Source organism: Ornithinimicrobium sp., from assembly GCF_051004135.1.
Lineage (GTDB): Bacteria > Actinomycetota > Actinomycetes > Actinomycetales > Dermatophilaceae > Ornithinicoccus.
Genome location: NZ_JBPCKQ010000221.1, coordinates 1 through 3,390, shown reverse-complemented (window position 1 = coordinate 3,390; position 3,390 = coordinate 1). Strand labels below are relative to the sequence as shown.

The 3,390-nt window shown below is 70.6% G+C and carries 6 protein-coding genes; 2 read left to right on the top strand and 4 right to left on the bottom strand.

Annotation, left to right across the window (positions count from 1 at the left end; all coding sequences use genetic code 11):
• The 4 genes from ACR2FV_RS15855 to ACR2FV_RS15840 all read right to left on the bottom strand — a co-directional run.
• A partial coding sequence (locus tag ACR2FV_RS15855) for a DUF4194 domain-containing protein (RefSeq protein WP_434016669.1) occupies window positions 1–413 on the bottom strand: 413 nt, incomplete at its 3' end.
• On the bottom strand, window positions 410–1,867 hold the full coding sequence (locus ACR2FV_RS15850; protein ID WP_434016668.1) for a DUF3375 domain-containing protein: 1,458 nt from the start codon (window positions 1,865–1,867) through the stop codon (window positions 410–412). The genes ACR2FV_RS15855 and ACR2FV_RS15850, both read right to left, overlap by 4 nt.
• 269 nt (window positions 1,868–2,136) lie before the next feature.
• A complete protein-coding gene (locus tag ACR2FV_RS15845; RefSeq protein ID WP_434016667.1) occupies window positions 2,137–2,529 on the bottom strand; it encodes a type II toxin-antitoxin system VapC family toxin in 393 nt (130 codons plus the stop codon).
• Window position 2,530: 1 nt separating this feature from the next.
• A complete protein-coding gene (locus ACR2FV_RS15840) occupies window positions 2,531–2,794 on the bottom strand; it encodes a type II toxin-antitoxin system Phd/YefM family antitoxin (protein WP_434016666.1) in 264 nt (87 codons plus the stop codon).
• Between the two features lie 88 nt (window positions 2,795–2,882).
• Between ACR2FV_RS15840 and ACR2FV_RS15835 the strand changes: the two genes are divergently transcribed.
• Window positions 2,883–3,113 (top strand): antitoxin MazE family protein, encoded by a 231-nt coding sequence (locus ACR2FV_RS15835; RefSeq protein WP_434016665.1) that lies wholly within the window; start codon window positions 2,883–2,885, stop codon window positions 3,111–3,113.
• Window positions 3,110–3,390 (top strand): type II toxin-antitoxin system PemK/MazF family toxin (locus ACR2FV_RS15830; RefSeq protein ID WP_434016664.1); only part of this gene is annotated, 281 nt, incomplete at its 3' end. The genes ACR2FV_RS15835 and ACR2FV_RS15830, both read left to right, overlap by 4 nt.

Here is a 3,390-nt window from a genome sequence, read left to right as displayed (position 1 = left end):
ACGATCTGGTCGCGGGTCAGGATCAGCCGCGGGTCGGAGCTGGAGGCGTCGAACTCGGCCAGCCGCTTGCGCAGCAGCGCGAGCAGCAGGCTGACCCGCAGTGACAGCCGGTGCCGGGGGACCAGGCGGGGGATGTCGACGTCGTCGTGCTCCATCTGGCGCAGGTAGGCGAAGCCCTCGGCCTCGTCGATCACCAGGTCCAGGCCCATCGTGGCCATGTGGTCGGTGACCTGGGTGCGGTGCCGGTGCACCTGCTGCCACAGCGCCGTGTTGTCGTCCTGGTAGACCACGCCCTTGAGCAGCGGCACGACCACATGGGTCAGCTCCAGCCGCTCGCCGGTGGGCACCCGGGGTGGTGCGGTGCGCGACGAGGCAGTGGTGGACGGTGCGACGGGCGACGGGGGTGAGCTCACGGCATACCTCCTGGGTGCGGGGGGACGGTGCTGTGCCGGACGTAGCGGACGGCGGGCATGTCGGCCGTGCGCTCCGGCCCGTCGTCGGGTTGCCACGCGACGTGCGCACGCTCCTCGGCGTCGAGGACCACGTCGACGCCGTCCTCGACCAGCCCGAGGTAGGCCACGACCTCGGCCAGCCCCTGCTCGACCGGGTGCTGCGCCAGGATGGTGTCGAGCTCGACCTGGCTGCGCCCGGCCAATGCCTCGCGGACCTGCCGCGCCAGTCGCTGCTGGTCGACATACTGCTGGGCGAACAAGGCCGCAGTGTCAGCGCCGTCGACGTCCGCTTCACCGATCGCGCTCTCCAGCTGGCTCTCTGCGGGTCGGGCGTAGAGCGGTCGCTCCAGCGCCAACCTGAGCGCGGGGGAGAGGGCGTCGAGCTCGCTGACCACCCGGTGCTCACCCGGCGGCAGCGTCAGTGACGTGGTCTCGATGCTGCGCAGCAGGTCCATCACCCGGCGATTCTCCAGCCAGACCCGGTCGTCGAGGAAACGGCGCAGCTGGTCGGACAGCTGGCGCACGGTGGCCTGGGTGCGGTCGGCGGCGACCAGCCAGTCGTGGTGCACCCGGCGCACCCGCGGGTCGGGGTCCAGCGCCGGCATCCGGTGCACCTGGGCGAGCAGGTCGGCCAGCTCGTCCTGCCGGTCCGAGGAGAGCAGGAAGTCGTAGAAGGCGTGGAAGCTGCGGCCCTGGTCGGAGTCGGTGATCGAGTTGCGGTCGCCGAGGATCTGGTCGAGCAGCTCGCCCTTGGAGCCGTCCCAGCCGGCGATGGTCTGGCGCATCCCCCGGTCCAGCCCGCGGAACTTGGCCTCGACCTCGCGGAAGTCGGCCAGCAGCTCGCGGGCGCTGGTGGAGAACTGCTGGTATCGCTCGCGCTGCGCGGTCTCGCCGAGCACGTCGACCTGGCCCTGCTCGGCGCGGGCGATCTCCTCATCGAGCCGGGCCCGCTCGGTATGCAGCTGCTCCAGCCGGCGCCGCGGGTCGGTCTCGGAGCCGTGCACGATCTGGCTGAGCAGGTCGACCAGGGTGGCCAGCCGCGACTCGGTGCCGATGAACGCCCGCTCGGCCAGCCCCTCGACCCAGGCGACAGCACGCTCCAGGGCGGGCGTGGCCTCGACGTGCGGGTCGTCGGAGTCGGCCGGGTAGTACATCCGCAGCCACCCGGCGGCCGTCCAGTCGGTCAGGTATGCGGTGGGGGTCTGGGGCAGCGCGTCCTCACCGCGGACCTGGCGCAGCGCGTAGAGCTCGTCGTCCAGAGCGCTGACCAGGTCGGACAGGGCAAGGGTGCGGGTGTTGTCCTCGACGAAGACCCGGCCGAGGAAGGCCAGCACCAGCGGGGCGTGCTGGGCGCGCAGCAGCCGCCACGCGGCGTGCCGCTCGCGCAGCTCGCTGAGTGCGTCGTAGGTCAGCACGGTGCTCCCTCCTGCTCGGTGCCCACCACCCTAAGCACCGCCACCGACACAGCGCACAAACGACGCCGAGGAGGTGGCTGTCGGCTTCCCCGGTCGCCATCCTGCGCTGATCCGATATGTCGCTCTCCGCGGGCTATGCACTGCCCCCGAATAGGGGGCACGCTGCCGAGAGCTGTCCGATTGACCTTCGGGCGCTACGTCGCACTGATCCGGAGGCCAGGACGTCGTCGGCGATCGCGGTGCAGGTCTGCACCGACAGGGGCGTCGCGCTACGCGCCCGGGGCGAGGACTCGGACCCCTTGCAACCGCGCCGCCTGCGCGAACGGCTCGTCGTAGCTCACGATGCCCTCCAGGTCGTCACCGAGCCCGAGCGCCGCGGCGAGGTGGATCGCGTCGAGGCTGCGCAAACCGTCCGGACCGAGCCGGCCCGCCGACTCGAAGGTCGAGGTGGGGACCTCGAGCAGGATCAGACCATCGAGCACGGCCCGAATGTCCTGCAATCGATCGGGCGCGACGCGCCGCACGGCTCTCACCAGCTCGGTCCGACTGAGGTCGCACGAGACGAGGTCGAGGGAGGGGTGCAGCCACGCCCGCAGGGCCGCGGTCTCGGCCTCCTGCACGACCAGCTTCACCAGGGCGGAGGTGTCCAGGTAGTAGGCCACGTCAGTAGCGTTCGTCGACTCGCATCTGCTGCAGGGTGGCCGAGATCGGGGGGCCTGGCTGCGGGGCGGGCAGCGAGGTGAGAGCGGTGCGGGCGGGCCGGGCACGGCCGTCCTCGATCAGCTGCTGTAGGGGCGAGGTGGCCAGGGGAGTCAGCCGGGCCACCGGCTGGCCACGCACCGTGACGGTCAAGGTCTCCCCGGCCGCCACCTGGGCCACCACGGCGGAGGCGTTCTGCTTGAGCGCCCTGATGCCCACCTCGGCCATGAGTTCGCCCCCTTCGTTGTTCTACACAGTAGCACTTGGCGGCGTGCCTGGATTCCTGCATCGTTGGGTTACATGTAACCTGGATGTCATGAGCGAGCAGGGCAAGCCGTCGGTTCGCGATCGTGTGGCGGCGCATCGGTCCCGGTTGCGCAGTCAAGGGTTGCGACCGGTGCAAATTTGGGTTCCCGACGTGCGCGCCCCTGAGTTCGCCGCCGAGGCGCATAGACAATCCGCGCTGGCCGCAGCGAGCCCGCACGAGGCCGAGGATCAAGCCTTCGTCGATGCCATCTCCTGGTTCACTGACAAGGAAGAGGAGTGAGGCGCGGTGAGCTGTGGACCGCCGCCGGAGGTAGGCACGACGGCAGCAAGCCCCGCCCCGTCCTGGTGATCCAGGATGACTGGTTCGATGCCACCGACTCGGTCACCATCTGCCCGGTGACCAGCGACCCGACGGAGATCCCGCTGTTGCGGATCCCGCTCGGGGACGAACGCCAAACCGGACTGGCCCGGCCCGGCAGCATCATGGTCGACAAGGTCACCACGATGCCGCGCACCAAGCTCGGCGAGCACATCGGCGCCGTCTCCGACACGACCAT